The sequence below is a fragment of the Dyella sp. genome (assembly GCF_036384435.1).
GTDB lineage: Bacteria > Pseudomonadota > Gammaproteobacteria > Xanthomonadales > Rhodanobacteraceae > GSA-30.
In genome coordinates this window covers 1-25,602 of sequence record NZ_DASVMI010000072.1, presented here as the reverse complement: position 1 = coordinate 25,602, position 25,602 = coordinate 1, and the positions used below count along the sequence as shown (strand labels likewise).

28 protein-coding genes and 1 tRNA gene are annotated in these 25,602 nt (G+C 61.2%); 21 read left to right on the top strand and 8 right to left on the bottom strand.

What is annotated here, in order from left to right; genetic code table 11:
- Positions 1–2: 2 nt before the first annotated feature.
- From VF436_RS06525 to VF436_RS06450, 16 genes are all read left to right on the top strand, one after another.
- A complete protein-coding gene (locus VF436_RS06525; protein ID WP_330903196.1) occupies positions 3–374 on the top strand; it encodes a flagellar basal body rod protein FlgB in 372 nt (123 codons plus the stop codon).
- A 2-nt stretch (positions 375–376) separates the two neighbouring features.
- Positions 377–790 carry a flagellar basal body rod protein FlgC gene (locus VF436_RS06520; RefSeq protein WP_330903195.1) on the top strand — a complete coding sequence of 138 codons (414 nt, stop codon included), beginning with the start codon at positions 377–379 and terminating at the stop codon, positions 788–790.
- Positions 787–1,083, top strand: a complete 297-nt coding sequence (fliE, locus tag VF436_RS06515) for a flagellar hook-basal body complex protein FliE (protein ID WP_330903194.1) — start codon at positions 787–789, stop codon at positions 1,081–1,083. Before VF436_RS06520 ends, fliE begins: the two co-directional genes overlap by 4 nt.
- A gap of 88 nt (positions 1,084–1,171) precedes the next feature.
- Positions 1,172–2,563 carry a flagellar basal-body MS-ring/collar protein FliF gene (gene fliF, locus VF436_RS06510; RefSeq protein WP_330903193.1) on the top strand — a complete coding sequence of 464 codons (1,392 nt, stop codon included), beginning with the start codon at positions 1,172–1,174 and terminating at the stop codon, positions 2,561–2,563.
- Positions 2,560–3,015, top strand: a complete 456-nt coding sequence (locus VF436_RS06505) for a hypothetical protein (protein WP_330903192.1) — start codon at positions 2,560–2,562, stop codon at positions 3,013–3,015. Before fliF ends, VF436_RS06505 begins: the two co-directional genes overlap by 4 nt.
- Positions 3,012–3,683 carry a hypothetical protein gene (locus VF436_RS06500; RefSeq protein ID WP_330903191.1) on the top strand — a complete coding sequence of 224 codons (672 nt, stop codon included), beginning with the start codon at positions 3,012–3,014 and terminating at the stop codon, positions 3,681–3,683. The genes VF436_RS06505 and VF436_RS06500 overlap by 4 nt, the downstream gene beginning before the upstream one ends.
- Positions 3,680–5,011, top strand: a complete 1,332-nt coding sequence (locus tag VF436_RS06495; protein ID WP_330903190.1) for a FliI/YscN family ATPase — start codon at positions 3,680–3,682, stop codon at positions 5,009–5,011. The genes VF436_RS06500 and VF436_RS06495 overlap by 4 nt, the downstream gene beginning before the upstream one ends.
- Entirely contained in the window at positions 5,008–5,466 is a 459-nt protein-coding gene (locus VF436_RS06490; protein ID WP_330903189.1) for a hypothetical protein, read from the top strand. The genes VF436_RS06495 and VF436_RS06490 overlap by 4 nt, the downstream gene beginning before the upstream one ends.
- Entirely contained in the window at positions 5,463–6,344 is an 882-nt protein-coding gene (locus VF436_RS06485; protein ID WP_330903188.1) for a hypothetical protein, read from the top strand. The genes VF436_RS06490 and VF436_RS06485 overlap by 4 nt, the downstream gene beginning before the upstream one ends.
- Positions 6,334–6,753: a flagellar hook assembly protein FlgD gene (locus VF436_RS06480; RefSeq protein ID WP_330903187.1), complete on the top strand. Its 420-nt coding sequence runs from the start codon at positions 6,334–6,336 to the stop codon at positions 6,751–6,753. Before VF436_RS06485 ends, VF436_RS06480 begins: the two co-directional genes overlap by 11 nt.
- A 12-nt stretch (positions 6,754–6,765) precedes the next feature.
- Complete coding sequence (locus VF436_RS06475; protein ID WP_330903186.1) at positions 6,766–7,929, top strand: flagellar hook-basal body complex protein; 1,164 nt, start codon at positions 6,766–6,768, stop codon at positions 7,927–7,929.
- Positions 7,930–7,934: 5 nt separating this feature from the next.
- Positions 7,935–8,711, top strand: coding sequence for a FliM/FliN family flagellar motor C-terminal domain-containing protein (locus VF436_RS06470; protein ID WP_330903185.1), 777 nt, complete (start codon positions 7,935–7,937; stop codon positions 8,709–8,711).
- Positions 8,708–9,013 carry a FliM/FliN family flagellar motor switch protein gene (locus VF436_RS06465; protein WP_330903184.1) on the top strand — a complete coding sequence of 102 codons (306 nt, stop codon included), beginning with the start codon at positions 8,708–8,710 and terminating at the stop codon, positions 9,011–9,013. Before VF436_RS06470 ends, VF436_RS06465 begins: the two co-directional genes overlap by 4 nt.
- Positions 9,010–9,399, top strand: a complete 390-nt coding sequence (locus tag VF436_RS06460; protein WP_330903183.1) for a hypothetical protein — start codon at positions 9,010–9,012, stop codon at positions 9,397–9,399. Before VF436_RS06465 ends, VF436_RS06460 begins: the two co-directional genes overlap by 4 nt.
- Positions 9,396–10,139: a flagellar type III secretion system pore protein FliP gene (fliP, locus tag VF436_RS06455; RefSeq protein ID WP_330903182.1), complete on the top strand. Its 744-nt coding sequence runs from the start codon at positions 9,396–9,398 to the stop codon at positions 10,137–10,139. The genes VF436_RS06460 and fliP overlap by 4 nt, the downstream gene beginning before the upstream one ends.
- Positions 10,140–10,166: 27 nt before the next feature.
- Entirely contained in the window at positions 10,167–10,946 is a 780-nt protein-coding gene (locus VF436_RS06450) for a sigma-70 family RNA polymerase sigma factor (protein WP_330903181.1), read from the top strand.
- A gap of 118 nt (positions 10,947–11,064) precedes the next feature.
- On the opposite strand, the gene VF436_RS06445 is transcribed toward VF436_RS06450, so the two are convergent.
- The 4 genes from VF436_RS06445 to VF436_RS06430 are packed head-to-tail and all read right to left on the bottom strand — an operon-like array spanning position 11,065 to position 16,297.
- Positions 11,065–12,564, bottom strand: coding sequence for a CoA-acylating methylmalonate-semialdehyde dehydrogenase (locus tag VF436_RS06445; protein WP_330903180.1), 1,500 nt, complete (start codon positions 12,562–12,564; stop codon positions 11,065–11,067).
- A gap of 15 nt (positions 12,565–12,579) precedes the next feature.
- On the bottom strand, positions 12,580–14,085 hold the full coding sequence (locus VF436_RS06440; protein WP_330903179.1) for an aldehyde dehydrogenase: 1,506 nt from the start codon (positions 14,083–14,085) through the stop codon (positions 12,580–12,582).
- Positions 14,086–14,120: 35 nt separating this feature from the next.
- Positions 14,121–15,509 carry an MFS transporter gene (locus VF436_RS06435; RefSeq protein ID WP_330903178.1) on the bottom strand — a complete coding sequence of 463 codons (1,389 nt, stop codon included), beginning with the start codon at positions 15,507–15,509 and terminating at the stop codon, positions 14,121–14,123.
- A 53-nt stretch (positions 15,510–15,562) separates the two neighbouring features.
- On the bottom strand, positions 15,563–16,297 hold the full coding sequence (locus VF436_RS06430) for an enoyl-CoA hydratase/isomerase family protein (protein WP_330903177.1): 735 nt from the start codon (positions 16,295–16,297) through the stop codon (positions 15,563–15,565).
- A gap of 98 nt (positions 16,298–16,395) precedes the next feature.
- Here VF436_RS06430 and VF436_RS06425 point away from each other — a divergent pair, with 98 nt between their 5' ends.
- From VF436_RS06425 to mgrA, 3 genes are all read left to right on the top strand, one after another.
- Positions 16,396–17,103, top strand: coding sequence for a GntR family transcriptional regulator (locus tag VF436_RS06425; RefSeq protein WP_330903176.1), 708 nt, complete (start codon positions 16,396–16,398; stop codon positions 17,101–17,103).
- Between the two features lie 414 nt (positions 17,104–17,517).
- Positions 17,518–18,966: a GGDEF domain-containing protein gene (locus tag VF436_RS06420; protein ID WP_330903175.1), complete on the top strand. Its 1,449-nt coding sequence runs from the start codon at positions 17,518–17,520 to the stop codon at positions 18,964–18,966.
- A gap of 103 nt (positions 18,967–19,069) precedes the next feature.
- Positions 19,070–20,101: an L-glyceraldehyde 3-phosphate reductase gene (mgrA, locus tag VF436_RS06415; protein ID WP_330903174.1), complete on the top strand. Its 1,032-nt coding sequence runs from the start codon at positions 19,070–19,072 to the stop codon at positions 20,099–20,101.
- Positions 20,102–20,592: 491 nt separating this feature from the next.
- Here the strand turns inward: mgrA and VF436_RS06410 are convergent.
- Positions 20,593–20,668 (bottom strand) — tRNA-Ala (locus VF436_RS06410).
- 54 nt (positions 20,669–20,722) lie between these two features.
- Entirely contained in the window at positions 20,723–21,841 is a 1,119-nt protein-coding gene (gene rnd / locus VF436_RS06405; RefSeq protein ID WP_330903207.1) for a ribonuclease D, read from the bottom strand.
- Positions 21,842–21,945: 104 nt separating this feature from the next.
- Between rnd and VF436_RS06400 the strand changes: the two genes are divergently transcribed.
- Together VF436_RS06400 and VF436_RS06395 are read left to right on the top strand one after the other, a co-directional pair.
- On the top strand, positions 21,946–23,898 hold the full coding sequence (locus VF436_RS06400) for an SUMF1/EgtB/PvdO family nonheme iron enzyme (RefSeq protein ID WP_330903173.1): 1,953 nt from the start codon (positions 21,946–21,948) through the stop codon (positions 23,896–23,898).
- 179 nt (positions 23,899–24,077) lie between these two features.
- Positions 24,078–24,293 carry a hypothetical protein gene (locus VF436_RS06395; protein ID WP_330903172.1) on the top strand — a complete coding sequence of 72 codons (216 nt, stop codon included), beginning with the start codon at positions 24,078–24,080 and terminating at the stop codon, positions 24,291–24,293.
- Between the two features lie 376 nt (positions 24,294–24,669).
- Here the strand turns inward: VF436_RS06395 and VF436_RS06390 are convergent, their stop codons facing one another.
- On the bottom strand, positions 24,670–24,969 hold the full coding sequence (locus tag VF436_RS06390) for a putative quinol monooxygenase (protein ID WP_330903171.1): 300 nt from the start codon (positions 24,967–24,969) through the stop codon (positions 24,670–24,672).
- A gap of 44 nt (positions 24,970–25,013) precedes the next feature.
- Positions 25,014–25,602: glutathione S-transferase C-terminal domain-containing protein (locus tag VF436_RS06385; RefSeq protein WP_330903170.1), on the bottom strand; the 589-nt coding region annotated here is incomplete at its 5' end.

The following is a 25,602-nucleotide window of genomic DNA, read 5'->3' as shown; positions in this document are numbered from 1 at the left end:
TCATGGATATCACGACGGAAGCCTTGCGCCTGGGTCTGAGCATGGCGCGTGAACGTGCCGAAGTGGCAAGCAGCAATATCGCCAATGCCGACGTGCCGGGTTATCGGCTGCAACGCGCTGATTTCAGCCAGGCCGTGGGCTTGCTGCAACAGGTTGCCGACAATCCGCACATGGATGCTACACGTCTTCATGCGATGTCGAAGGCCACGTTGGCCGATACCGTGCATGCGGCAGACCCGGATCCCTCGGTGTCGGTAAACCTGGATAACGAAGTGGCTGAACTGGAAACGGCGAGCATGGATTTCCAATCCATGACTACCGTGATGTCTCGCCGCTTCGCACTGATGCAGCTTGCCCTGGCCGGGAGGAATTGATCATGAGTATCGACGCGGTATTTTCGGCAACGCGCTATGGCATTACGTTCGAGCGCCTGCGCCTGGAGGCGGCCAGTCATAACATCGCCGTGGCCAATACGCCGACCGAGCCGGGTCAGCCGGTGAGGCTGATGCATGTAGCCGCAGGTTTCGGCGCGCAACTGGGTGCAGGGGAGGCGCATGCCAATGTCGCCGGTCCAGTCATGCTTGGTAGCGAGGCGCCGACACGTGAGGTGCACGACCCCTCGGACCCGTCCGCCGACGGCAAGGGCATGGTCAGTTATCCCAAGGTTGACATGGTCAGCGAGATGAGCGCGCTGGTCGAAGCCAATCGTGCCTATGAAGCCAACGTACGTGCCTTCAATGCGCTGCGTGGCATGGAACTGCGTGCACTGGAACTGGGAGGTGAGGCATGAACCTGATGCCCGTCGAGGCCGTATCGATCAAGAGCCTCGAATTTTCCGAACAGGGCCGTGTGGCGCAAACCGGCCCCGATTTTGCCCAGGCAATCGGCCAAGGACTCGACCAGGTCGATGCCAGTCTCGCCCAGGCCGATGCAGCAGCACGATCGATGGCGGCGGGTAACGACATCCCGGTGCATGACGTGATGTTGGCCATGGAACAAGCGCATTTGAAATTGCAGTTCGCGGTGGAGGTGCGTAACCGCGTAGTCGAGGCTTATCAGAGCCTGACGAACATGCAGGTTTGAAACTGGCACACGTGAAGCAAGCAGATTTAAAAGCGGTGATGGCAGTGATTGCTGCCGTCGACCGGAACAGGGGACTTTCGGAGCAGTCATGTTGCAGTTCTTTTCTTCCATGACTCGGCGTGCGCGGGTGGCGTTCGGCCTGGGTGTGCTGGTCATCGCGCTCGTCGTGGGCGCGGCCGGCTGGTGGCTGTCGCACCCGCCCTATGGCGTATTGTTTCGCGACTTGCGTGATTCCGATGCCGCGGAAATTTCATCGACGCTTGGACAGATGCAAGTGCCGTATCGACTGGCCGACGAGGGGCGCACGATCCTGGTGCCGGCCGAAACGGTCTATGAAACCCGAATGCGTCTGATTTCCCAAGGTGTTCCCAAGGGAGGCAGCGTAGGTTTCGAACTATTCAAGGATTCCGATTACGGTGTCACTGAATTTGCCCAGAAAGTGAATTTTCAGCGCGCTCTCCAGGGCGAACTGGAGCGAACCATCGCTTCGCTCGACGAAGTCGCTGCTGCACGGGTACATCTGACTATTCATCGCAGTGAACTGTTCGAGACCGAGAAGACACCCTCCAAGGCATCGGTCACGCTGACACTGCGGCCCCAGAAGCATTTGGAGGCACGTGAAGTTGCTGGCATCCAGCGTCTGGTCGCGTCGGCGGTGGACAGCCTGTCGCCGGAATCGGTGGTGGTACTGGACGACAAGGGCATGCAGTTATCCGGATATAGTGCCAATGGCCAGGCGGCTGGCGATGGCCTTGATGCCCAGACGCAGATGGAGGCGCGCCTGCGCACGCGTGTCGGTGAGTTGTTGCATCGTGTCCTGCAAACCGATGATTTCACTGTCTCGGTGGATGTGCGCCTGAACTATGACCGCGTCAAGCAGGTGCGCGAGCAGTTGTTGCCGCAGGGCAAGGACGGCAATGGCCTGCTGGTGCGCGAGAAGCTCGATTCCACTGGCCGTGCCGTGGACGACGGTGATGTCGAGCATCCCAAGGCGGGCAATACCAGCAGTAATCGCGAGCTTGAATATGCCCATGGCCGGGAGCAGGAAGAAGTCGAGCGCGCTCCTGGTCGTGTCGAGCGTGTCTCGGTGGGTATTGTCGTCCCGGCGGTATTGCCGCCCGCACAGCTGAGCAAGTTGTCCGATGTGGTGTCCGCTGGCCTGGGGCTGGATGCGGCGCGTGGCGACAAGGTTGATATCGCGGCGATTGCCCCCCTGCAGCGCGCGGCAGTGACGCCAGCCCCTGTCGCCGCTGCCGAGGACAAATCCGCACCGGGTTCTGATGAGGTCCCTGTTGTAGCGTCCCAGTCCCCTATGTGGATGTACCCCGTGGTGGCCTTGCTTGTGCTGGTCGTCATCGGTGCGTTCGCGATGGCCCTGCGTGGTGGCTCCGGCCATCCGCGTCGGCTCAGCCACGCCGAGCGCGAGGAGGCATTGCTGCGCTTGCGTCAATGGATCGAGTCCAATGGGGTGGAGCGATGAGCGTGACGGGCCTGCGCAAGGTGGCGTTGGCGTTGGCGGCGATGCATCCTGCCGATCGGCGCTGGATGCTTTCGCGCCTGCCCGTTGATGCGCGGGCAAGCCTGCAACCGCTGATGCGTGAAGCCGAGCGCTATACCGCGCTGGATGCTGACATTCTGCAAGCCGTGCTTTCCGACGATGGTGCCCGCCTTGCACCGGAGCTGCCAACCCCCGACATGCTGATCGTGGTGCTTGATCGCCTCTCTGTCGCGTGGGCTGCCCGTATTCTGCAAGCCGTGGCGCAGGATCACGCTGAGATCTACCTGACGGCTTGTGCGCGTTCGCGTGCCGATGCCATTCGACTGGACATGTCGCATCTGCCCGCCACGTTTCCGCGAGGGCAGGCTGACATGCTGGCCCGCTACCTGGCCGATGCTGCCATGGCAGTGCGTGCCGAAGGGGGGGCGCGATGATCCGCAGGTTGCATCCGGATTCGATTGTCGAATCGATCGCGCGCCGCGCGCTGGTGAACGAGCCGGAGGTCGTGCCGTCATCCGGCTCGGCACAGGCATGGCCTGTCGTATCGGCAGAGACCGAAAGTATCGATACCGTGGCCTTTCGCAAGGGCTATGCGGAGGGTTTTGAGGCAGGCGAGCAAGATGCGGCCGCAGAATACACGCGGAGAGAATCCGACCTGCAAAAACGTGCCGCCGATGCCTTGCAGGCCCAGGAAGCAGCATGGGAAGCCAAGCATGCAAGGCTCGATAATCTGTTGGGGCAACTCGCAGACAGCGTGAAGCTGCATGCCAATGCCATGCATGAACTGGCGTTTGAGCTGGCTGCGTTGACCTTGCAGGAGGTCTTCACGACCAGCGATGCCGATCGCAGCCTCATGCTGCGCGTATGCGAGCGCCTGGCTCAGGAGCGGCGTGGACAGGGCGCGCACCTGGAAGTATCGGTCGTCGATCGAGCATGGTTGCCGGAGCGTATCGACGGGTTGGTGGTTTCCGAGTCGATCACGTTATCGGCAGGAGAGTGCCGATTGGTAGGCGAATATGGTGTGTCGGAGACGTCGATTGCCATGCGACTGGATGCGGTTTTCGCGGCGATGCGTACCGCGCTGGCTGGGCCGCAGTCATGAACATCGTGTCGACGCTCGATCGCTACAAGCAGGCGCTGGCGAACAGTCGCTTCAGCGTCGATTGCGGTCGGCTGGTTGGCTACAACGGACTGGTGGTAGAAGCCGCCGGGCCGGATGTGAAGGTGGGCGAGCTGTGTGAAATCGAGGCTGGCCATTCCTCAGCACCGGTGCTCGCTGAAGCGGTAGGGTTTCGTGATGGGCACTTGCTGCTGATGCCGTTTGGGCATATGCGTGGCATCGCCGTTGGTGCACGTATCCGTGCGCTAGGGCGGTCCCTGCGCATTCCGGTTTCGCGCGCGATGATCGGTCGCGTGATCGATGCGTTTGGTGAGCCTCTTGATGGCGGTGAGGCGATTCGCGCCGAGGCATTCCGGGACGTGCAGCCGCCACCGATCAATCCGCTACGTCGCGCGCCGCTGGACGAAGCGCTGGAAACAGGCGTAAGCGCCATTGATGCGGTGATGCCGCTGGCCAAGGGGCAGCGCGTGGGCATTTTCGCCGGCAGTGGCGTGGGTAAGAGCACCTTGCTGGGCATGATGGCACGCCACGTGCGGGCAGATGTCGTCGTGGTCGCCTTGATTGGTGAGCGCGGCCGTGAAGTCGGTGATTTCCTGGATGAGGCGCTGGGTGTGCAGGGGCGCGAGCGCTCGGTGATGCTCGTGGCTACTGCTGACCAGCCGGCCTTGGTGCGTACGCATGCGGTGCATGCCGCGCACGCCGTTGCTGATTATTTCCGCGAGCAGGGATTGAATGTACTGCTGATGGTCGATTCGATCACGCGCTTCGCGATGGCGCAGCGCGAGATTGGCCTGGCTGTCGGTGAGCCTCCGACGTCACGAGGCTATCCGCCGTCTGTCTTTAACCTGTTGCCGCAGATCCTGGAGCGCGGCGGTCGCTTGCGCGACGCCGGTTCGATTTCCGGGATCTACAGTGTATTGGTGGAAGGCGACGATATGAACGAGCCCGTGGCCGATCATATGCGCGCCATTCTGGATGGACACGTCGTGCTTTCACGTGATCTGGCCGCGCGAGGGCAGTTACCGGCGATCGACCTGCTTTCCAGCGTGAGTCGACTGGTATCGCGCGTAACCAGCAGGGAAGATCGTGAGCTTGCTGTACGGGCGCGGTCGATTCTTTCCACGTACGAGAACTCTCGCGACCTGATCGAGATGGGGGCATATCAGGCCGGCAATAGTGCGGCACTGGATGAGGCTATTGCCTTGCACCCGGCCCTGGTTGCAAGCCTGCGGCAATTCCCGGACGAGGCGCTCGGGCGTCGTGAAAGTGTCGCGCGCCTGCGCCAGATACTTGAAGGGGCCGCGACATGAATCCGCAAATGCGACGTTTGCGCTCGTATCGGGCCCTGCTGCGTCTGGCGAGGGTACGTGAATCGCTCGCGGCCGAGGAACTGGCAAAAGCCGCTCGCGAAGAACGCGAGAAGCGCGAGGCGCATGAGCAGGTGCAAGCGCAGCGCGCCGCCGTGGCCGAGGCAGGACACAGTCAGTCGGCCAACGCAAATGCGCTTGATCTGGGCCGGCTACAGATGCTGTCCATGTTGGATGCCGCGTTGTACGAGCGCGAACAACTTTCCGGGCAGCAGCTGGCCGTGGCGCAGACGCGTCGCCACGCCTGCGCGCAAGCCAATGCGCAGGCCAGTCGTTATCGTGAACGGGTTGACGAGAGGCTGGTCCAGGCCAGCGCGGCCGTTCGCCATGAACACGCGGCGAAGCTGGGTGAGGAGTCGCTGGCGTTGTGGATCCAGGCCCGGGGGGAGTCGGCATGAATGCGCTTCCAGGTATCGATCATGCGAACGGTGCTTCCGGCTATGTCGCGCCATCACGTCCGACGGAGGATTTCGCCAAGGCCCTGCACCAGGAGCCGGATACCCATGCGCAGCTATCCGGGTCCCAGACGCATGCCACGTCGCCGTCGCAGCACGACAGCAAGCCAACGTCGACCTCCATGACATCTGTTGATGATGGTGCGGTGGTGGATACTGGCCATGTCACGGAAGACATGTCGTCGGCCGAGCCTGAAACAGCCGATATCCCTGCCAACGCGTTGCTGTCGCTGGCGAAGCTCGTAACGCCTATCGGCATTACTGAAGCGTTTCTCGGTGCGCGCGTCTACGGCCTGCACCTGGCCGCCCAGGGTTACCTGTCGGAATTGGGGCTTCTCGATGCCGATTCCTGCCCCAGGGACCTGAAGCCGGTCGCGGCCTTGGCTGCCGCGAACAACGACATGCCGCTGGCGTCAGCGATGGATGTTTCGTCTTCGGTGCTGCCGGCGGGCTTCCTTGAGCCAGACGCCGGAATACAGCTCTCGCCGATTACCACCCCAGTCCCGGAGCGCACGGCTGCGTCGTCCGCTGAGGAAGCGGACGTCACGGCCGAAACGATGGCATCTGCATTGGCTAGCGCGGGTGATGATGTTGCGCACTGGTCCGAGCGTGTGCTTCGACTGGGACGTGATGGTGGCAGCGGCGTGACCGCATGGCTGCGTGATTATCGGTTGAATGAGAGTGAGTTGAGCGGCGTGCTCGATTCACTGACCAGTTATGCGCGTGAGCAGGGCATACCCCTGCGACGCGTCGTCTTGAACGGCCGCCAGGTATGGACTTCGGCGCCGATCACCGCCCAAGGGAACGAACATGTCGATTGAAGCCATTGGCAGTGTATTGAACACCACCGATCCCTCAGCGCTGCCTAATGCTGGCATCAACGAGCAGGATTTCATCCAGTTGTTCGTCAACGAGTTGCAATTCCAGGACCCGACGCAGCCACTGGACAACAGCCAATTTCTTACCCAATTGGCGCAGTTCGTGAGTATCGAACAACAGAGCGAGGAAGTGGGGGGTATCAACAACCTGCTCACACTGGGCTCCAACGGGCAGTCGCTAGATCTTCTCTCGCGCAGTGTGCAGGTCACCAATGCCGACGGTTCGACCACGTCTGGCAAGGTTACGGCCATCTCCTTTACCGCCAATGGTGTAGCGCTGACCGTCACTGGCAGCAACAACGCCGTGCTTCCGAACGTACAGCTTTCCCAGATTCAGCTGGTCACGCCCTAAGAGGATTTCGCGATGTCTTCCAGCATCATGCAAGCGTTGTACAACAGCGTATCGGGCCTGTTCGGTTTCTCGCAAAGCCTCAATACGATCAGCGACAACATCAGCAACATGAACACCCCGGGTTTTCGTGGTGAAGAGTCGTTTTTCGAAAACGTCATGGATGGCGATGGTACTCGCGTGGCCGGTACGGGCCGCGACTTGAGCGAAGGCCAGATCCAACAGGAAAGCACCACCACCGATGTGGCTATCCAGGGGCAGGGGTTGTTCATCCTCAAGGACTCGCAGGGCAATCTTTACTACACGCGATCGGGCCAGTTTGAACTCAACAGCGACGGCAAGCTGGTCGATTCAGTGAACAAGTATTTCGTGCAGGGTTACGATGCCAACGGCAACTTCGGTTCGATTGACGTCGGCGACCTGAAGAGCCTTCCAGCCCAGGCCACCGCCACGGTCGATATCACCGGCAACATCAGCGGCACGACGAGTACCTCGGTAAGCAATATCACCGTCTACGATGATCGTGGCACGGCGCACGTCCTGTCGGTGTCGATGGCACCGGACACGACAGTCGCCAACGCCTGGACGGCGACCGTAACCGACTCCAATGGCAATACGCTGGGTAGCGGTGACATCCATTTCAGCACGACCGGCGTGCCTATGGCCGGGTTCACCCAGGTGAGTGTCACGGCTACCCTGGGTTCCAGCCCCCAGACGCTCGTATTCGATTTCGGTGTCCCCAACGGTGTCAGTGGTGCGACAGCGATCTCCGGGGAGCCTACGAGCCTTGCCGCCAAGGTGCTCGATGGTCACGGTGTCATCGGGTTGACCTCGCAATCGTTCGATTCGAAGGGCGTACTGCAGTTGACGTATGCCGATGGCGAGACCAAGGCCGGTCCGCAGTTGGCGTTGGCAACGTTTCCAAACGAGAGTGCGCTACAAGCGGTGCACGGCAATCTATATCTACCGCCCCAAGACCAGGCCGTGACCGTCAGTCGCGCTGCCTCGGGAGCACTCGGACAGATTGACGGCAGCAGCCTGGAGATGTCCAACGTGGATCTTACGCGTGAACTGGCCGACATGATCGTGATCCAGCGTGGCTACCAGGCCAGCTCACGGGTCATGACGGTTTCCAGCGACATGCTGCAGCAGTTATACCAGTCCACCCAGGGTAATTGAGCGCGATGGATGCACTACGTTTTGGCTGGCTGGGGCATACGCGTCGCATGGCGCTGGAGAGCCTACTCGCCACGCTGTTGGAAGAGTGGTCCCGCCACTGGTGGCTTGGACATGCCTCGGCGCAATTCACGTGTGAGGCGATAGGTGAACTGGATGCCCAGGCGCGCTTGCAAGGCGCGTTCGTGGCGTCCTCGACAGTGGGGACGCTGGCTGTCCATGCAGGCACACGCCAATTGGCATCGATCGGCCGCCATCTCGCCCTGGTGGTTACCGACCAGGATGAAGCGCTGGCCTCGTCGTTGGGCGAGCAGGCGCTTGTCGATCTGGCGGCGTCCATTCATCGGCGAGCCGGTCATGCAACAGCGACGGAGATGTCCAGGCAGCCACTACCGGCATCGCTTTCACGCGCCGACATGGGCGCGTTCGCCGTATCGGTCACCTTGGGCCGGTTGTCGATGGTGGTGTTGGTCGATCGCTCGCTCGGCGAACGCCTGGCACCCCCGACCGCCGTTGCGGCGCCTACGCTGGTTGCCCGCCGCGATGCTTTGCAGCATGCGGCTGTGAACGTGTCGGCACGCCTGGATTTTGGTGACATTGACCTGGCCTGCCTGGCTGGCCTGGCGGTCGGCGAAGTACTGGTGGCTGATCGAAAACTCGACGAAGCCCTGATCGTCGAGGTGGAAGGCAAGGGAGCGGTTGCGAGCGGATATTTGCGCCGATCCGGAAATCAACGCGCCATCGTGCTCGATGGCGTCATCAACACGGGAATATCATCGCCATGACCGAAGTCATTGCAGCACCGATCGAACTGCAGGAAGCGACAGCTTCGAGCGCGGTCTCGGAGCCCCTTATCAAGCGCAATCTGTCCCTGCTCGGGCACGTCAACGTAAAGCTGGATGTTGTGTTGGGCAGCGCGCAAATCAACGTGGATAAGCTGTTCTCGCTGGGCAAGGGTGATTGCATCGAACTGGACACAGGCCTGGACGCGCCGGTAACCCTGCAACTGGATGGCAAGCCGATCGCGCGTGGACACCTGATGGCAGTGGGTGACAGTTTTGGCCTGAAGATCGTCGAGATCCTGTGATCCGTCCGAATGACATCCTGGTCTGGCTGGCGGATGCGGCAGGCTCGCCCACGGCCATTCCCTATCGCACCGATGCTGCGGTTTCCGGCGGTTCCGTGCTCACGGCATTGCTGGCAAGCGCCGTGCTGCTGGTGTTGCTGGTCGCCGTGCTTTTGCAGGCGCGTCGTCGTGGCTGGTTACCAGGGACACCCCGGGCTTTGGCGACGCCTGCCAAGGATATCCAGATACGCTCCAGTCGCCGCATCAGCATGGTCACGACCGTGCACGTGATCGAATTCGAAGGCCAGGCTTATCTGCTGACCGAGAGTGCGCGCGGTAGCAGTGCATCCCTCACTCCGCTGGCTCGCGAAACGATGCCGGCAACGAGCATGGACGAAGGCTCATGAAGCCAAGGTTTGCGTATTTGCTGGCGGCATGTCTGGCGGCTCTGGTGCTACCGGGTATGAGCTGGGCGGCCGATCCCCTGCAGGACGCCGTATCCAGGGCCGCCGGTGAGGATTACTCGCCTGTGCTGCGTTCGTTCCTGCTGCTCAGCCTGTTGTCCTTCATCCCTTTGATGGTGATCGCGTTGACGTCGTTCACGCGCATAATCGTGGTGCTTTCGCTGATGCGTAATGCCCTGGGATTGCAGCAGACGCCGCCCAACAGCGTATTGATTACGCTGGCCATGTTCCTGACCCTGTTCACGATGAATCCGGTATTCCAGAGCGCCAAGCAGGCTGCACTGGACCCTTACCTTCGCCATGAAATGACGGCACAGGTAGCTGTCGCCAAGGCGTTTGAGCCTTTCAAGCTGTTCATGGTCAAGCAGACACGTGAGGAAGATCTGCTCGCTGTCGTGCGCATGTCCAGGCTGCCGCCGCCCAAGTCGGTCGATGACATCGGACCGTTGCAACTGGTACCGGCTTTCATGCTCAGTGAGTTGCGCACTGCGTTTCAGATCGGTTTCGTGATCTTCCTGCCTTTCCTGCTGATCGACTTGGTGGTGGCAGCCATTCTGATGGCGCTTGGCATGATCATGCTGCCGCCTACATCGATCAGCCTGCCGCTGAAAATATTGCTGTTCTTGCTTATCAATGGCTGGACGTTGCTGGCCCAGGCATTGTTGAGCAGTTATCGCATGTAACAGCTCGGCAGAATTTCGAATCAGACCATGTATGCCTTCGATTCAATGCAGCCGTGCCGGGAGGAGGGTATCGAGCCATCCGCCGAAGCGGCTGCTTGCGCCGTGGTCGTGCAGGACGCCGAGGAGCAGCATCTATGGATGCGCTGGCGCAGTGACAATGAGGAGGCTGCTCGTGACGCGCTGGTGATGCAATATTCGCCGTGGGCCAGGCTGATGGCGCGCGATATCTACATGCGCGTACATTTGATGAGCGATACATGGCGCGATTGCGCACAGAACGCCATGATTGGCATGCTCGATGCCATGGCCCGCTTTGATCCTTCGCTTGGGATCAAATTCACGTCCTATGCGAGGTCGCGTGTGCGGGGGGCCGTATTCGATGGCCTGCGTGATCTCACTGAAAGCCATCGGCAAGCGCGCGCCCGGGAAGTACTGGAGGACCGCGTCGAATCGCTGGCCGACGATACCGAAGGCGAGGATTTGCTTGAATCGTTCGTGTCCATGACGGTGGGCCTGGGGCTTGGCTTCCTGATGGATGCGCAGTCGATACCTGCCGAAATTGAAGCCGCGTTGAGTCACTACCAGGAAAGTGAGCGCGATGGCTTGTTGAGCGACATCGGTCAACAGCTGGACAAGCTCAAAGAGCGAGAGAGGACCATCCTCGTCCTGCATTACTATCACCAATTGCCGTTCGTCGACATCGCCGAGCAGCTCAAGCTGACCAAGGGCAGGGTGTCGCAATTACACAAGCGCGCGTTGGAGCAATTGCGAATATTGCTCCGGCCACCCTCTTCACAAGCGCTGTAACTACTTGTCCAGGAGCATGCACGGGATATCTCGGAAGATCTGTCCTGTACGTCGTTCCGGCGAACTATCGCGGCCAGGTGGCGCGCAAAGCGCGCGCACCCGGCACCTGTCAGGCGTTTTATTTGGCGACCGGCATGGTGAATTCAGCCCCCTTGCCTATGGAGTCTGGCCAGCGCTGCATGATGCTCTTGTAGCGCGTATAGAATCGTACGCCTTCGTCGCCGTATGCATGATGGTCACCGAACAGTGAGCGCTTCCAGCCACCGAAGGAGTGCCAGGCCATGGGCACCGGAATGGGCACGTTGATGCCGACCATGCCGGCATGCACTTGGCGGCCGAATGCGCGTGCGGTAGCACCATCGGACGTGAAGCAGGCGGCGCCATTGCCGAATTCGTGGCGATTGATCAGCTCCACGGCCGTCTTCAGGTCTGCAACGCGCACGACGGCCAGTACGGGGCCGAAGATTTCCTCGCGATAGATCTTCATGGTGGGCGTGACGTGGTCGAATAGCGTGGCGCCGAGGAAGAAGCCCGGTTGCTGGGTTACGGCATGCGTGCGTCCATCGACGATGAGTTCGGCGCCTTCCGCCGCGCCGTCTGCGATATAGCCAGCCACCTTGTCGCGGTGTGCCGCGGTGACCAGCGGCCCCATGTGCACGTCGTCGCGGGTGCCGTCGCCGATCGACAAGGTCAGCGCGCGTTCGCGTAGCAAGGGCACCAGGCGATCACCGACGTCGCCCACCGCGACCGCGACGGAGATTGCCATGCAACGCTCGCCAGCTGAGCCATAGGCCGCGCCGACAAGGGCGTCCACCACTTGTTCGAGGTCGGCATCGGGCATCACCACGAGATGGTTCTTGGCACCGCCCAATGCCTGCACGCGTTTGCCACGACGGCTGGCCTCGGCGTGGATGTATTCGGCGATGGGCGTGGAACCGACAAAGGACAGCGCGGCCACATCCGGATGTTCGATCAGCGCATCCACGGCCACCTTATCGCCGTGCACCACGTTGAAAACGCCATCAGGCAAGCCGGCTTCGGTGAGCAGTTCGGCCAGGCGAATGGATGGCGCCGGATCGCGCTCGGAGGGCTTGAGCACGAAGGTATTGCCGCAGGCGAGGGCGACGGGGAACATCCACATGGGCACCATCACCGGGAAATTGAACGGTGTGATGCCAGCGACCACGCCCAGCGGTTGGCGCAGGTTCCAGTTGTCGATGCCGCCGCCGACCGCATCGGAGTGGTCACCCTTTAGATGGCTGGTGATGCCGCAGGCGAACTCCACCACTTCAATGCCGCGCGTGACTTCGCCTTGGGCGTCGGACAGGATCTTGCCGTGCTGGCGTGTGATCAGCGCAGCCAGCTCGTCACGATGCCGTTCAAGCAGTTCCTTGTAACGGAACATGATGCGCGCACGGCGTAGCGCCGAGGTTTCCGCCCAGGCGGGAAAGGCCGCCGACGCTGCCTGTACGGCCTGGTCGACTTCGGCCACGGTGGCCAGGGGAACGTGCATGTCCACATCGCCGTCGGCTGGGTGGTAGACCGGTGCGCTGCGGCCGGATTGGCCGGCCACAAGCTTGCCGCCAATGTAGTGATCCAGGGTGGTTTGTGTGTTCATGGGACAGTCGTGCCTTCAGTTGAGTCGCTTGGGCTGGCCAGAATCGTCGTACCAGTCGTGAGTGACGCCACTGGTATTGACGGTCACGGCGCGAGGTTCGGAGAACTGATCGAAGGATTCGATACCCGTTTCACGACCGACACCCGATTGCTTGAAACCACCCCAGGGCGAGGCAGGGTCGAGGCGATGATGATCATTGACCCACACCATGCCGAAGGTGAGCTTGCTGGCCACTCGATGTGCGCGTGCGACATCATTTGTCCATACGGAGGCTGCCAGGCCAAACTGCGTGCCGTTGGCGATGCGCAACGCGTCGGCTTCGTCGTCGAATGGCATGATGACGGTAACCGGGCCGAAGACTTCGTCCTGGCCGATTTCGGAATCGGGATCGACGTCGTAGAAGGCGGTGGCCTCGATGAAGAAGCCGTCGCCGGGCGCGGCCTTGCCACCGGCCAGCAATTTGGCGCCGTCGTTACGGGCGCGATCGAGCATGCCCAGGATGCGGTCGCGTGATCGCGCGGAGATGACAGGTCCCAGTTGCGTTTTCGGGTCCGCCGGATCGCCTGTGCGTATGCTTTGGACCTTGCCACGGAACCGCTCCAGAAAGCGTTCGTAGATCGAGCGTTGCACGAGGATGCGAGCACCGCAGACACAGGTCTGGCCGGCACCGATAAAGGCGGCGAAGGCCGCGCCGTTGATGGCGCGATCCATGTCGATGTCGTCGAAGACGATTACCGCGCCCTTGCCACCAAGCTCCAGTGTGGTAACGGCGAAGTTCTGCGCGGCGGCGGCGCCGATCTGTCGGCCTACTTCGGTGCCACCAGTGAAAACGATCTTGGCGATGTCAGGGTGTCTGGCCAGCGCCGCACCAGCTTCACGGCCTTCCCCATTAATCAAATTGACCACGCCGTCGGGAACGCCGGCCTGCTTGAGCAGGCGAACCAGCAGCAAGGTGGTGATCGGCGTCTGCTCCGATGGCTTGATCACCACCGTGTTGCCTGTGGCCAGGGCGGGCGCCAGGCTTTTGGAAAGAATCATCAGCGGATGATTGAACGAGGTCATCAAGGCGCATACGCCAAGCGGCACGCGTTGGGTATAAACCAGGTAAGGTCCTTCGACCGGAATCACATCGCTGCGCCGGGTGAGTGCAAGTGCAGCGAAGTAGCGATAGAACTGCGGAAGTCGTGCAATCTGCGCGCGAGTTTCGGTGACCGGGCGGCCATTGTTGAGGGTTTCCAGTCGATAGAAATCCTCGATGCTTGCCTCGAACAAATCGGCAAATCGGTTGAGGATGCGTGCTCGCTCATGCACGGACAGGCCGCTCCATACGCCGCTTTCGAATGCGCGCCTTGCGGCTTCGACGGCATGGTTCACGTCGGCCTCGCCAGCAGCGGCAAGCGTGCCGATCACCGCACCGGTAGCTGGGTTGATGATATTCATGTTGTGTCCGCTCGTGGCGGGCGTTTCCTTGCCGTCGATGATGAGCGGCACATCGAACGGTTCGACGGGTTTGACAGTCATGATCTTCGATTCCGTAATGCTGGGCTGCGAAAAATCTAAAGCGGCGGGGGCGGGCTGATCTGGCCCAATCGGGTGTCTTTGGGGCGATGCGCGTCGTGGGCGGCGATGTCTTCCAGGCCTCGGCCCTTGGGCTCCACGCCCCACACGGCCACTACGATGATTTGCAACAACAACAGCGAGAGCATCAGGGCCAGTACGCCAGTGATGCCGTCATGCTTGAACAACCAGACCACCACGAACGGCGTGACCACGGTGGCGCCACGGCCAAAGGTGTTGCATATACCGGCGGCGCGCAGGCGGATTTCGGTGGGGAACAGTTCTGGCACGTAGATGCCGAAAAGCAGGGCTACCAACACGTAGATCGGAATGACCAGCGCCAAGCCCACCAGGGTCAGCAGCACCGGCTGCTCGACGAACGGATAGATCGCGCCAAAGATGATCGCCAGGGCCGAGGCACCGATGATCACCGACTTGCGTCCCCAACTGTCCGCTGTCAGGGCGCCGATGCCCGAGCCCACTGGTGCACCCAGTGACATGACGAAGGCGAACATGAAGGATTTGGCGATATCCATACCTTGGCTGACGAAGAAGGTCGGCAACCAGGTGACGAAGCCATATAGCAACGTATTGATCACGATCAGTACCAGACAGCCGACCAACAGACGCGGCAGGATCTGGGCCGAGAACAGCGATGTGAATGAGCGCGAGAACGTTACCGTTGCAACGGGCGAGGGAGGCGGCAACGGCCCCTTTTCGGCGGCAACTTCGGCCTCGATGCGATTGAGCAACTCGTCCGCTTCCCGATCATGCCCGTTGGCGGCCAGCCAGCGTGGCGATTCGGGCAGTTGTTTGCGGGCGTACCACACGGCGATGGCACCCAAGCCGCCGAGCACGAACATCACTCGCCAGCCCAGCAGGGGGACGAGGAGTAGGCCCGCCAGTGCGCTGATCGGCAGGCCTGTCACCACGAACACAGCCATGATGCCCTGTAACCTGCCGCGCGCCCTGGGGGGGACGAATTCGGTCATGGTCGCGTAGCCAACCACGTTTTCCGCGCCCAATCCCACGCCCATGAAGAAGCGGCACACGATCAGGAAGATCATGTTCGGCGCGAATGCCGAGGCCAGCGATGCCAGGCCGAAAATCATGAGGTTGGCCTGGTAGGTGAAACGCCTGCCGAAGCGGTCGCCGAGAAAACCGGTGGCGAACGCCCCGATGGTCATGCCCAGGAAGGTCATGGAGACGAATAATGCGTTCTGCGGCAGCGTGGAGAAGCCGCTCTTAAGTGTTGCGCCGAGCACGGTCGAGGCGACGTAGATGTCGAAGCCATCGAAGAACATGCCGATGCCGATCAGCCACATAATGCGCCGATGGAATGCCGACATCGGCAATCGGTCCAGTCTTGCACCTGCATTGACGGTCATGGAATGTTCTCCCGCAATGTCACTATCGACCGGCACGCGCCGGCACCAGGTTTTCAGGGTTGTTGGGCTTGCAGGCGCAGGGTCTGTACGGTCAACAGATCCGTGGCCTGGCGGAAATTACTTTCGAGTGATTGTCCCTGGGCAGCCAGGAAGTAAGCCTTGCACTGGCGCGCACCTTCGGCATCCATGGCGAGGATTCGCTCGGCCAGGGCATCGGCGCGTCCAGTGAGCTCCTCGCGCGGGCATACCTCGGTCACCAGGCCAATGTCGCGTGCATAAGCCGGGGAAAAGTCGTCGGCCAGCAGGATCAGTCCGAATGCATGCTTGGGCAGCGCGTAATGGCCCAGGTAGGCCATGATGGCCGCAGGCGGGAGACCTTTGCGCATCTCCGGGAAACACAGGGTGGCATGGTCTGCTACCAGCGTGAAATCACATAACACCGCCAAGCCGATACCGAACCCTGCAGCATCACCCTGCACCTCGGCGATGGAAATCATGGAAGTTTCACGAACGGCCTGCTTCAGTGCGATCAACCGGGCGACTTCGGTGCGGATGGCCGAAGCATCTCGACCGGCGCGTTCACGGCCACGGCAGAACACATCGCCATTGGCGCGAATGCGCAAGACGCGGGCCATCGGGGAGGCGGCTTCGCTGCGCAAACTATGCAGCATGTCATCAAACATGGCGCCGGTAATCTCGTTGCCGGCCTGCGGGTTGTCGAGCGTGAAGACAAGGCACTCGCCCTCCCGGGTGATACCGACCTTTGCAGGGGAAACGTTATCCTTCATGACGTGGTCCGGCGAATTGATTGTATACACTGTATACAATTCGTCTCTGGCTTGCACACTGCACTGCAACACGATCTTCGAGGAGGAATGTTAGACCTATGTCTGATCCGTTAACCGCCATTGCCGAACGCCTGCGCACCCACCGCCGCCCCATGGGGGGCAGCGGCGATGCGTTGAGCGAAGCGGTGGTCATCCCCGCGCTGCGCGAAGCCATTGTGAGCAACCTGCTGCCGCCGGGAGAGCGCCTTACCGAAGTCACGCTGGCTTCGCGGCTCAACGTCAGCCGCACACCGGTGCGCGAAGCCTTTGCTCAACTTGAGCGCGAAGGCCTGGTTACCATCGTGCCGCGTGCGGCCGTGTTCGTTCGCGAGGTCTGCGAGCGTGACGTGCAGGATATCTATACGGTGCGCTCGGCGCTGGAGCCTCTGGCTGTCGAACTGGCCACCCGGCAGCGCTCGTCGACCGCGGCCCAGCGGTTGGATGATGTATTGGCTGACATGGGTATCGCTGTCGCGGCCGAAGACGCCGTGGCCTATACCGAAGCGCTGGACCGCTTCTACGCGACCATCATGGCGCTGTCGGAGAACGCGATCCTGCATGCGACCCACACCACCTTGCTGGGTCCGGTGCGTCGACTGCGTCGTATCGCCATGAGCCGTCCCGGGCGCATGGATGCTTCGTATCGGCAATCGGTGAAGATTCGCGACGCGATCGTTGACGGCGATGAAGCCGGCCCGCAATTGATGCGTGAGCAGCTATCCAACGCCTGTCAGGCGGCCTTGGCGGTGTTGCGCGCCGGTCACTGAGGCGCCCAACGAGGGACCGTGGGGAAGCGTGAGCGGCCTCCTCGGAGGAGGACCCGTCGAATACGCCAATGCCGCCCACTGGCCTGCCGCCGATGGTCAGGGCAGGCCGCCCTCCAGTGAAAGCGCATCGGGTAGCTTTGGCGCGAACGGTCCTTTGATCGAAGTGACGATCCGCTCCAGGGCCAGCCCGCGCCGCATAAGCGGCGAGGGAGCCAGCTGGCTTCCTCACGAAAACGGCCGGACAGGTCACACTCCGGCATCTCGTGACGCATAGATCAAATTGGCTTCACAAATGCGCACGCATGCTTGGCCAGACGTCATCGGACAGGACCGATAGCTCTGCGCGAAGCATTCTTGAAATGGCCTCTCAGGCTCGCGTATCGTGGACTTGAAGCGGGACCCAGGGGAGGGAGCGTGCCGTTTTTATTGTCGCTTCTCTATGTGATCTGCCACGGCGTGGCGATCCTGCTTTTCGCCGACCAGGCGATGGTCGTGTCTTTTATATTTCTGATTGTCGCGCCTGTACTGGCTGCTGGTGCCTGCCTGCTGCGTTCGGTCGATGCCGGTTATTCGGTCATCAACGGCTGGGCGGCACTGGCATTCGGTTTGCTGATGTGGGCGATCGGCATGGCACTGAACATGCGCCAGGAAGTGTTCCTGGGCAACCTGGAATCCACGCCGGGCGATAGCATGTTGATGTACGTGCTGTACGGCGTACCCCTTATCTTCGTGATCGCCAGTCCAGATCAGGAGTTGTGGTACGTCCGGGCGATCGACGCGGTATTTGCCGCGGTGCTGGGTTACTTGTACTTCGTGCATACTTTCTCGTTCGCCAACGCCGCCGGTGTAAGCGAAGCTGGGATCGGGCACCTGCGGGAAATGTTTGACCTGGAGAATCTGTTCATTCTGGTGTTTTCCTTGGTGCGCTACCTGACCAGTTCCGGAGGTCACCAGCGCCAGTTCTTTCGCACACTGAGCATCTTTGCGCTGGTCTATCTGCTGGTGGCCGGCTATATCAATCATGTCGAACCTGCAGATACGGATTTTGGCGGTCTTTCCGATCTAATCATCGATCTGCCTTTCCTGGCGGTCATCGTGCTTGCCTCGGTGCGGCTCAAGCCGATCCCGGGCCTGGCGCGCTCACGCCGCACAGCGCTATTCGTGCAGGCGGGCAGCCCGCTGGTGTTGCCAGTGACTTTGCTGGCGGTCTCGGGTTTCGTTGTGCGCAACCATTTCGTGCTGGGAGTCGCCGGCTTCGTTATTGCCACGCTCGGCTATGGCCTGCGCAGCATGTTCATCCAGGTGCGTGCCTACGAAGATCGCGATCGCTTCAACGCATTGGCACGCGTTGACGGCCTGACTGGTGTATCTAACCGCCGTCAGTTCGATGAATCGGCGCAGCGCGAATGGCGTCGTGCGCGGCGCTCCGGTGATAGCCTTGCGCTTTTGATGATCGACATCGACCACTTCAAATTACTCAATGATGTCTATGGTCACCCGGTCGGTGATGAACGGTTGCGCAAGGTCGCCGAAGTTATTGCCCGTTGTGCGGCCGGGGCGGCGGATCTGGTAGCCCGTTATGGCGGCGAGGAATTTGCCGTGCTGCTGCCTTCGGTTTCGGTACACGCGATGCTTGATATGGCCGAACAGATGCGTGTTGCCGTGGAGTCGCAGCAACTGGCATCACCCAGCCCGAGTGGGCGCGTGACCATCAGCATCGGTGCCGGCTACATCAACCACGTGGTCAACGGCGAGCCGTCACGCCTGATCGCGCTGGCCGATGAATCGCTATATCAGGCCAAGCGAGAAGGGCGTAATCGCGTGGCGTGGAGTGGCGCGGCAGCGTTCGTGACCGAGGATTAGCCAAGTTACACGCTGTGACAGGGCGGGCGTGGTGGCACGCGTTCCATTGACGGCCAGGCGGCTAGACTCCATCGTTATCCCTTTGCCATCCAGGAGCTCTGCCGTGTCCTATCAGGCCGCATCCGATCGTTACGACAACCTCATGCCTTATCGCCGCTGTGGTCGCAGCGGTATCGATCTACCCGCCATTTCGTTGGGCTTGTGGCAGAATTTCGGCGGAGCCGATGTTTTCGAGACCGGGCGCGCCATCCTGCGCCGTGCTTTCGATCGTGGCATCACCCATTTCGATCTGGCCAATAATTATGGTCCGCCCTATGGTTCGGCTGAAGAGAACTTCGGTCGCGTGATGGCTGGCGATTTCAAGCCGTATCGCGATGAACTGATCATCTCAAGCAAGGCTGGCTGGGATATGTGGCCGGGCCCCTACGGTGGTATCGGCGGAAGCCGCAAATATCTCATTGCCAGCCTGGACCAGTCGCTCAAGCGCATGGGCGTGGACTATGTCGATATCTTTTATTCCCATCGCGTTGATCCGAAGACGCCATTGGAAGAAACCATGGGCGCACTTGCGCACCTGCATCGCCAGGGCAAGGCCTTATACATCGGTATCTCCAGTTACTCCCCAGAGTTGACGGAGAAAGCCGCAGCTATCCTGGCCGAGGAGCGTGTGCCGCTGTTCATTCATCAGCCGAACTACTCCATGCTGAACCGTTGGATCGAAGGCGGCCTGCTCGACACGCTGGAAAAGCTCGGCACCGGCTGCATCGCATTCTCGCCGCTGGCGCAGGGCATGCTCTCGTCGAAATACCTCAACGGTGTACCCGACGATGCGCGCGCCGCGCGACAGGGCTCATTGAACAAGAACATGCTCAGCGAAACCAACCTCAAGCATATTCGTTCGTTGAATGCGATGGCCGAGCGCCGTGGACAGACGCTCGCGCAGATGGCCATTGCCTGGGTGTTGCGCGATCCGCGTGTCACATCTGCGCTGATCGGTGCACGAACGGTGGAGCAGCTGGACAATTCGCTGGGCGCGTTGGATCGCTTGGATTTTTCCGCCGAGGAACTGGCCGAGATCGATAAGTACGCCACTGATGGTGGCACGGACTTGTGGAAGGAATCGGCATCGATATGATTTTGAAGCGGTGAGATCAATCGCTTCGCTCGTTGCGGCGTCGTGCCTGACGGGGCAGCGAAGGGTAAACAGGGGGAGCAGGGTATGCGCCGGCGGGTGCAGAGTTTTTTGCGCGCGTCGGTTCATATCCAAGGTGGCCATTATGCCGGGCGCTGCTCTCCCTTGCCTGGCATTGTTCGGGGACGGCATATCGCCGGGCACCAGTTATCGAGACCTCCCTTTAGCTCATGCAGGCCGACGAGTTGTATTCGATTTCGTGTCCTTGAATTCGCCCCGTGTCGACGAGGCTATTTCGCAGTGGCGAAAAAAGCACAGGCCTTGGATCGATGCCTCTGGCTAAGGCACGTGATGCGCTTCCCGTTATCGCCCGTTGCCGCCGAGGCTAGTCGAGCGCGGGTATGGCGCGTCGGGCCCGATGTGAGGCGTGAGCGATGAGGCTGGCACCCAAAACAAGAAAGCCGCCCTTGCGAGGCGGCTTTCTTCGATTCGATTGGTGGAGCCAGGGAGGATCGAACTCCCGACCTCGTCATTGCGAACGACGCGCTCTCCCAGCTGAGCTATGGCCCCACACGAGCGAATAATGGTAGCAGGCCTGCCCGATGTTCGCCAAGCCCGCTGCCGTCAACCCGGTAGCAGGCTGCTGAGCGGCGAAAACAGCAGCTCGCGCCGCCAGCCATCCAGGTAATCCGGCCACTCGGTGGTGACGACATATTCCTCAAGCGCCTTGCGGGGGCAAAGCAGGCCGGCGGGAAGGTTCAGTTCTTGCGCCAGGGCATCGACCTTCTCTTTCATCTGAGCCAGGGCTTGCTTGGCCGCCCCTTGTGGAAAGCCGGGAATCGACGCGGTTGCGGCAATTTCTTCCTCGGTCACGGCCGGTGCCAGGCATTGCAGCAATTCGGCGCGCTGCGGGCTGCGCAAGGCTCGCTGCCCGCGACTGCGCTGTTCCAGATCCGCGGCGTTAGCGGGAGGTTGCTGGGCCAGATTCATCACCAGGGCATCTTCGAGCAGCCACGGACGTGGGCGGTCGAGGCTGCGCGCGGTGCGATCACGCCACAGCAGGATGCGGCGAAGCCGTGCCCGCTGGGTGGGAGACCAGTCGGTAGCGCCACGGAACGCCCGTTGTGGCTGTGAATCCCCTTCACGGTGGCAGGATTTCTGTTTCAGGCGCTCGCAGTCTTGCGCATGCCAGGCCTCGCGACCCTGTTGGCGCAGTCGCTCGGCCAACTGGTCATACACCGGATGCAGATACACCACGTCGAGAGTGGCGTAGCTGCGCTGCGATTCGGTAAGCGGACGCTGCATCCAGTCCGAACGCGTCTCGCCCTTGTCCAATTCCACGCCGACCAGTTCCGCGACCAGTGCGCGATAGCTGATGCCCAATCCGAGGCCCACGAAGGCCGCGGCGATCTGTGTATCGAACAAGGTGCGCGGACCAGCAGGCAGCACGGAAGAAAGCGCTTCGAGATCTTCGCTTGCACTGTGCATGAGGGTGATCGTGTCGCCCTCATCAAGGCGTGGACGCAGGGCGTCGTCGATCGGGCAGGCAAGGGGGTCGACCAGCGCGTAGCGGCCAGCCACTCCCAGTTGCAGAAGGGCCAGTTGGGGATAGAAGGTGTTACGACGCATGAATTCCGTATCCAGCGCCATGGCCCCATGTGCCGGGGCGGCTTGTAGCCATGCATCCAGCGCGGCGCGGTTGTCGATCCATTCGGCGTTGGGCGCCGTGGGAAGCGGTTGCATCATTTACACCTCTGAAACCGGCTCGGCGCTGCTCATTGTCCTGTCACCGGTTTGTGCCTATGGTTAGCGCTGCACCATAGCAGGCCCGCCGAAGGACGCACACCATGCCGAGCAAGGAAACAGTACGACGCCAGCGCGCGCTCGGAGGAGCAGTGGGTGTCGTCGTGCTCGGCATGGCGCTGGTCTATCACTTCTTTCCGCGCGTATTCCATGTCGATCCGGCTCAGGTCGCACCGCGCCGCTCGATGAACATGGGGCCGATGGCGGCCTCGTCGCCAGGCGGCGCACGCTCGACCCAGGCAATGGCCGAGGCTTCCGAGGTGGATGCCGGACCGCCGCTTACCCTGGCGCCCACCGAGGTGATCGCTGCGCGCATGGCTGCCAGGAACACGCAGTTGCCACAGCAGATGAGCGCCGATACGCCACAGGTCCAGGCGCTGCTCACCGATGCCGGCAAGGCCCTGCGCGCCGGACAGCTGGTGGGTGACAAGACGAGTGCGGCCGCGTTGTACCAGGAGGCCTTGAAGATCAAACCCGATAGCCGTCGTGCGGCCCAGGGGTTGTTCGAAGTCAAGGCGCGGCTGATCGCCGCCATTGGCCAGGACATCACAATGGGTGATGCCGACTCGGCCAGCGATTTGCTTGCGTCGCTCAAGACCCTGCCCAATGCCGACGACGACGTGGCCTCACTGGGCGAGCAGATCAAGACCATGAATGAGGTAAGGCCGCTGCTGGCCAAGGCCGCTGGGCTGTTGCAGGACGGCAAGGCCGACCAGCCGGCAGGTGACAATGCACTGGAGGTCTACAGGCAGGTGTTGCAGCTCGACAATGGCAACGCCGTGGCTCAGCAAGGCCTGCTGCAGGTGCAGCGCGTGGTGCTCGACCGCGCCTTGGCGGCGGTAGCGCAGAACGATTTCAAGGGCGCCGACCAGGCACTGGCCGAGGCCAGCAGCGTGCAATCGTCGTCGCCACAATTGCGTGATGTGCAGGGACGCGTGGACGGCATGCGCAAGCAACGTGCCAGTTCGTTGCTGATCCAGGCCCGCTCGGCACTCGATTCCGGCAATACGACGCTGGCCCAGCAACTGGCGGAGCAGGCGCAGACGACGGGTGCCGACCCGCAGGCGTTGCAGGAATTCAATGAGCGAATGACCAACGCCCGCCTGTACGCCAGCTACAAGCCGGGACAATCATTCACGGACCGCTTCGTCGACCTGCCCGGGCAGGCACCATCGATGGTGGTTATTCCCACCGGTAGCGTGGCCATGGGAGCGCCAGATAACGAGGACGGTCGCAACGACAACGAAACCCCACAGCACGACGTGACGCTGGCCAAGGGCTTTGCGATGGCTCGCACGGACATCACGGTGGGGCAATTCCGGGAATTCGTCAAAGCCAGCGGCTATGTGCCCGATTCGCAGAAGCTTGGCGGCGCCAGCGTATACGATGAGGGCAGTGGGGCGATGCGTGATGACAGCAGTGCAAGCTGGCAATCGGACTATGCCGGGCGCAATGCGGACGATCGCTTGCCCGTGGTGAATGTGTCCTGGAACGATGCCAAGGCCTATGCGGACTGGTTGAGTGAGCGCACGGGCAAGAAATACCGTCTCCCTAGCGAGTCCGAGTTCGAATACGCTTTGCGCGGGGGCACTACCACCAAATACTGGTGGGGCGACGGTACGCCCAAGTCCAAGGTGGAGAATCTCACTGGTGCCGGCGACCGTTCGGCCAACGGTCGGCGCTGGAGCAATGCCTTCTCTGGTTATCGGGACGGCTTCTGGGGGCCGGCTCCAGTGATGAGTTTCGCGGCCAATCCCTTCGGTTTGTTCGATATCAACGGCAACGTGTCAGAGTGGGTACAGGACTGCTGGCATGACAATTACATCCGTGCGCCCCGCGATGGCAGCGCCTGGATCAACCCAGGTTGCGGCACACGGGTGATCCGTGGCGGCTCCTGGGGAAGTTCACCCGACCAGGTGCGATCGGCGTATCGGCAAGGCGCTGGAGCTTCAGTGCGTAGCGGACGCGTAGGTTTTCGCGTCGTCCGCGAACTGTGAACTCGCGCAGTCAGTTTTAACGTTACATAAACGTGTTGAGCCTTTAGTATCAGTTTGTCACAGGCTTCTGCCAGACTGGCTACATCGCGTTTCCGCGAGATCGCCCCGAACCTGAAGGCTTTCACCCACATCGGGTTCGGCTTGGCCGTCTCTCCTCCAGACGTATCCGAGGTGGCGCCATGATTCCGGAAAAAGTAAGGATCTTCGTTCCCTTCAGCGTGGATACGCCGTGGGTTGTCCGGGGCGAGGCGGCCCGCATGGGTACCTTCCGTACCCGTGATGATGCCGTCTCAGCCGCTATCGCGATGCGCTCGCGTTTGGTGCGCGCGCACGGGCGTACCCATCCGCCAGTAAGCGTGCAGGAGAGCGACGGTAGCTGGCGCGATGTGATCTGAGCCTGCCGATCGCAATCCGCTTTGCGTAGGGGCGAAGTCATTCGCGAAGCAAGTCGCGACGTGAGCCGCGACTTGGAGGTTTAGAACCCCGGTCCGTAACTCAATTACAGGTTGCATCGACACCAAGCCACCTGCATCCCGGCCTGCACCGGACGCTGGGCTGGCGGCGTTTTTGAAGTGCTCCCAGATGGCCCTTACAAGACAAAGGTTAGGCGCTGACTTGATTCCAGGCCGTTATCGACAGAAATGCCATGCCGAGCCGAGGTTTAATAACCACGTTCGACGCTCCTCCCGACCGGACCGACGTCGAACCGGTGGTCTCTCCCCGACTGCCGTAGGCGCCCTGGTAACAGGGCGCCTTTTTCATGTCAGCCGTTCAGGGCACTTTGTCTGCAAGTACTTCTGCTTTGCGAATTTGCGGTGCCTGGGCCAGCAACTCACCAGACTTGGCTATCAACAGGGATGCCACGGCACCATTAAGATGTGCCTCGCGACCCGCCTCATCATCGAATGCGTCGACGATGGCAAACGTTTGCGTATCCAGGCGTAAGGCGAACCACGCCACGGTGCCGGATTCTGCCTGCACCAGCGACTGGGCGCTCTTGAGAAATGCGGCAACCTCCTCTTCCTTACCAGGCTTGGCCTTCAATTCCACGGACAGGGCGTATTGCGTCATGGTTCGAACTCCTTGAGGGAATGCCTTGGGGGCTGGGACTGTAATTAGCGGTAATTGGACGGAAACAACGCATGGCGTGCTTCCTCGTCCATGTCTTTCTTGAATACGTGATCGCCCGAAATGGTTCGAGCACGGGCCGCAGCCGGTCGACTATCGACACTGTCGTACCAGCGCTTGAGGTGGGGGTAAGCCTCTAAGGCGCCCCCTTCGCCAGGTAGTACACGAGGCGCACGCTCAAGCCATCCCCAGCCGGCCATGTCGACAATGGAATACGCATCGCCCACGATAAAGGCGCGATCTTTCAGGTGATCATCCAGCACTTGGTAGTGGCGTTGAACTTCGCTGCGGTAGCGACGGATAGCATAGGGAATTTTCTCCGGCGCCGAATGCTGGAAATGTACCGCCTGCCCAGAGAAAGGACCCACGCCCGTGGCGATAAAGAACAACCACGATAGCAATTCGCCGCGTTCGGCAGGCGTGGCAACGAAGCGACCTGCCTTGTCACCCAGGTAGAGCAGGATGGCGTTGGAGTCGAACACGCGCACGGGGTTGCCGGCATCATCGGTGTCGATGATGGCCGGCAACTTGCCGTTAGGGTTGATCACAAGAAACGCACGATCATGCTGTTCACCT